The 3,714-nt window shown below is 61.6% G+C and carries 3 protein-coding genes; 1 reads left to right on the plus strand and 2 read right to left on the minus strand.

Going from position 1 to position 3,714, the window contains the following annotated elements; translation table 11 throughout:
• Nucleotides 1-1,019, plus strand: a 1,019-nt coding sequence (locus tag NW820_RS08340; RefSeq protein ID WP_414407220.1) for a diguanylate cyclase, incomplete at its 5' end; no start/stop codon positions are given.
• Here the strand turns inward: NW820_RS08340 and NW820_RS08345 are convergent.
• Both NW820_RS08345 and mutL read right to left on the minus strand, forming a co-directional pair.
• The gene (locus NW820_RS08345; RefSeq protein ID WP_414407221.1) at nt 995-1,846 is read right to left on the minus strand and encodes a vitamin K epoxide reductase family protein; all 852 of its coding nucleotides are present in this window, start codon (nt 1,844-1,846) and stop codon (nt 995-997) included. The genes NW820_RS08340 and NW820_RS08345 overlap by 25 nt on opposite strands.
• Before the next feature lie 36 nt (nt 1,847-1,882).
• The gene (gene mutL / locus NW820_RS08350; protein ID WP_414407222.1) at nt 1,883-3,619 is read right to left on the minus strand and encodes a DNA mismatch repair endonuclease MutL; all 1,737 of its coding nucleotides are present in this window, start codon (nt 3,617-3,619) and stop codon (nt 1,883-1,885) included.
• Nucleotides 3,620-3,714: the final 95 nt, after the last annotated feature.

The following is a 3,714-nucleotide window of genomic DNA, read 5'->3' on the forward strand; positions in this document are numbered from 1 at the left end:
CCTTTTGGAGCTCTGTTCCGGCCCGGACTCCCCGCATTTGGGTTGTCGATGATGACCCAGTGGTTCGTTGCTACATTATCAATGTTCTCACAGGCTCCCAGTACTACGTGGAAAGCTGGGAAAGCGGCCGAGCAGCTTGGGATTCCTTGCAAAGCTTGGAAGAGAGCGAGTGGCCCGACATGGTGATCTGCGACTGGGTCATGCCTGAGATGTCGGGGGTAGAGTTCTGTCGCCGTCTCAAGGGATCCGCCGCAGGGCAGTTTGTCTATTTCATTTTGCTCACGTCCCGTTCTGAAGTTGAGGCTCGGGTAGAGGGGCTGGATGCGGGGGCGGATGAATTCATCACCAAGCCGGTCGATCCCGAGGAGCTGCGAGCGCGGGTGCGGGCAGGGTTACGTCTCCAGCGGCTCACCCAAGCTTTGGCCCAGGCCAACCGGCAATTGCGAGCCCGCAACGAGCTGTTGGAGTCTTTGTCTTTGACGGATCCCTTGACCGGGGCGTTGAACCGGCGAGCTCTGGATCAGGCGCTGCCCCATTTGCTCAAGCAGGTGGGAGCCCGCGGGGAAGCTCGCTACCGCTATCTCTGCCTGCTGATGATGGATGTAGATCACTTTAAGCAAATCAACGACAGCCACGGCCACTACATTGGCGACTGTGTGCTGCAGGCCATCGTCGGGCGGCTGCAAAATCAACTGCGGCCCTCCAGCCTGCTCTACCGCTATGGTGGGGAAGAATTTGTTTGCCTTACGCCCGGACTTAGCCCCTCTCGCTGTGGTCGCTACGCAGAGTCTCTGCGGCAGGCTATCGCCAAACGGCCCATTGACATCTCCCCCAAGCGCAGCCTGCCTGTTACCATCAGCATCGGTGGGGTCGTGCTCAGCGAAGACTACCGCCTGGAGCCGGAAGCTGCCTTGCAGCAGGCGGATAGCGCGCTCTACCAGGCCAAGCAGGCAGGGCGCAACCGAGTTCACATCCTCATCCCGACTCCAGGGGTTTATCTGCCCTCTTCCAGCGGATAGCCAGAGGCCACCGCCAAGGCTTCCAGAGAGCGAACGCCTGTGTAGGTGCGGCCATTGATGATCCAGGTGGGATAGCTGGTGATCCCCGCTTCTGTACATTCTCGAGCCTGTGGAGTGCCGGGGCCGTTGGGGGAGCACTCCACGTAGGGCACTTGGTCGAAAGCTGCCCCGAACAGCTCCTTTTGGTCTTGACAATGGGGGCACCAATAGGCCCCGTACATAGTGCCGCCGATCTGCCGCAGGTGGGCTGCTAACCCTACCGCCAGGGGGCTAGGCGGGGGAACTTGGTTGGCGTACACCCCAATCGTGGTCACCAACGTGAGAAAGGCCACCAGAATGTAGCTGAAGGCCAGCTTGCCCCCATCCAGCCAGCGGTGGCCCAGCATGGTCACCAGCCATAGCCCTGCCACCAAGATGATCGCGGTGGTGCAGTACATGCAGAATTGCCGCAGCACCGCCACCATCAGGTAAAGCATGTACATCTCAAAGGCGGTCATGGCGGAAACCAAGCCAAACAGGGCCGGCCAGCGCCACCGCTTCACCAGTGGGAGCCCATCCGGCAGCACCGCCAGCGCCAAGACTCCCAAAAATCCCAACAGGCCAACAGCCGCTGTCGGGATCCCCAAAAACTCTGCCCAACGGCTGGAGAGCACCAGGTCACACCCCCCATCCCCCGTGCAGAAGGCGGCGGGCTGCTCCGTCAGCTTGGTGTAGGTGAGATAGGCCGTCAACAGGGATCCCAGGCCGGCCAAGATCGCCAAGATCAGACGGGAATGGCGCTGCAGCCAGGTCTCTTCTTGGGCTTTGAGTTTGAGATAGGAGGCCATGGAGTTTCAGGGGTTTCAGCAGTTGGACACCCCCGATTATAGTGGGGTGGAGCTGGGCTCGTCCGTGGGATCCGACGCAGAAGAGCGCACCTGGGCGGCAAACCTGTCTCCCAGCGGATCCAGCTCCCATAGGGATCCCAGTTTGGAGTCGGAGATAGGCCGGTCGCAGAGGCCCCAACGGCGGCGGAAGTAACGGGCCAGATCTTTTTCTGCCAGGGCCAGGTAGACCGGGCGACCATGAGGGCAAGTGTGGGGATTGGCGGTGCGCTGCCAGGCTTCCAACAGCTTTTGCATCTGCTCTAGGGTCAGCGGGATCCCATTGCGCAAGGCCCCTCGACAGGCCACCGCCACCTGGGCTGCCTGCACATCTTGACAACTGCTGAGCTCTAGCAGGGATCCCTGTACCTCTTCCGGATCTTCCGACCCTAAAGCCAGAGGGATGCGTCGAATGAGATGGGTATTGGGGCCAAAGGGTTCTGGCTCCAGCCCCAACTGCTCCAACCGCTCCAGGGCTTGGGGCGATAGTCCTTGCAGCGTTATGGGCGTCTCCGGTGCTACCAGTTGCCAATGCTGCCGGATGTACTCATAGCGAACTCGCTCGTGGGCCAGGTGCTGCTCCACCAGCCATAGCCCCTGGGGATGCTCCGCCAAGATGTAGATCCGATGCAGTTGGGCCAGCGCTCTGAGGGGAGGCAAGGGAGAAGTTGGCCGGTCAGAGGGAGGAAGATGGCTCTGGAGATCGGGCGAGACTCGATAGACCACCTTGGCCTCGCTGGCCCGGATCAGATGCACAGAGCGGCGGCTGGCCTGCTCGGATCCCAATTGCAGAAGGGAGTGCAGGTGTTGGCGCAACTGCTCCTGGCGGGCCGTCAGATTCTCCAGGTAGAGCTCGCTTTTGGCAGGATGACGGTTCCAATCCACCTGCTCTGGGGGCAGGCGCAGGTGAACAACCACCAGTGGATGACGGTGGCGAGGCAACGCGTGGTGAAAAACCGACTGGATCAGCCGTTGCCAGTCGGGCATCTGCACAAACCGTCCGTTTACGGCCACACGGATCCAATCGGGGTGGGGGCGATGCAGGCGATCCGGCAGGCCCAGCACCACTTCCCAATCGCTATCCCCATCCTGGATCCGCCGATAGCGCAGATCCGTGGGATCCACCTGCGGCAACACCTGCAGCAGCAGATCTTGCAGAGACTTTCCCGGCCAGAGGCTGAGCAGCAATTGCCCTTCCTGATGCACCTGCCAACTGACCCAGGGATGGGCTAGGGCTGCATTCTGCACCAGGGTCAGGAGCGGGCGAGTTTGGGGCAAGGCCCGACGGCGCAGAGGCCAGTCGGCAAACAAATCCGCAACCGTGACCACCGTTCCCAAGGCAGTGGCTGCCGGCTGCTTGTGGATCAGCTCCCCCTGTCGGTCGTAGGCGGCCAGCCAGCCGTGAGCATCGTCAGCGTGGCGGGTTTGGATAGCTAGGGATCCCAAGCGGGCTAGGCTGTGCAGGGCTTCCCCACGAAATCCCAGGCTGCGACCTTCCAGTTTGCTGGTGGTATGGCGGCGGGCCACCTGCTCCAGCTCCGAGGCCGGGATGCCGTGGCCGTTATCCCCCACCTGCACCTGCCAGCGAGTCGGCCAGATCTCCACTTGAATGCGGGTGGCCTGGGCATCGAGGGCATTTTCCAGCAATTCCCGCAGAGCAGCCCCCAGAGAGTCGATCACCTCTCCTGCCGCCATACGGGCAATCCGTTCTGGGGTCAGGGGTTGGATCTGGAACATGACACCCATCCTGCCAATCTGATGGTCGGGGGCCAACAGAGCCTTAGCTTAACCTTCTCTTGCGGTTTCTGCGGCGGGCAACAGGAGCCTTGCAC

Origin of the sequence: Synechococcus sp. R55.7 (assembly GCF_047461955.1) — a bacterium.
Classification (GTDB): Bacteria; Cyanobacteriota; Cyanobacteriia; order Thermostichales; family Thermostichaceae; genus Thermostichus.

Excerpts from the sequence above, each read along its gene's own strand:
- NW820_RS08345 (WP_414407221.1), bottom strand. The coding sequence starts at position 1,846 with ATGGCCTCCTATCTCAAACTCAAAGCCCAAGAAGAGACCTGGCTGCAG.
- mutL (WP_414407222.1), bottom strand. The coding sequence starts at position 3,619 with ATGTTCCAGATCCAACCCCTGACCCCAGAACGGATTGCCCGTATGGCG.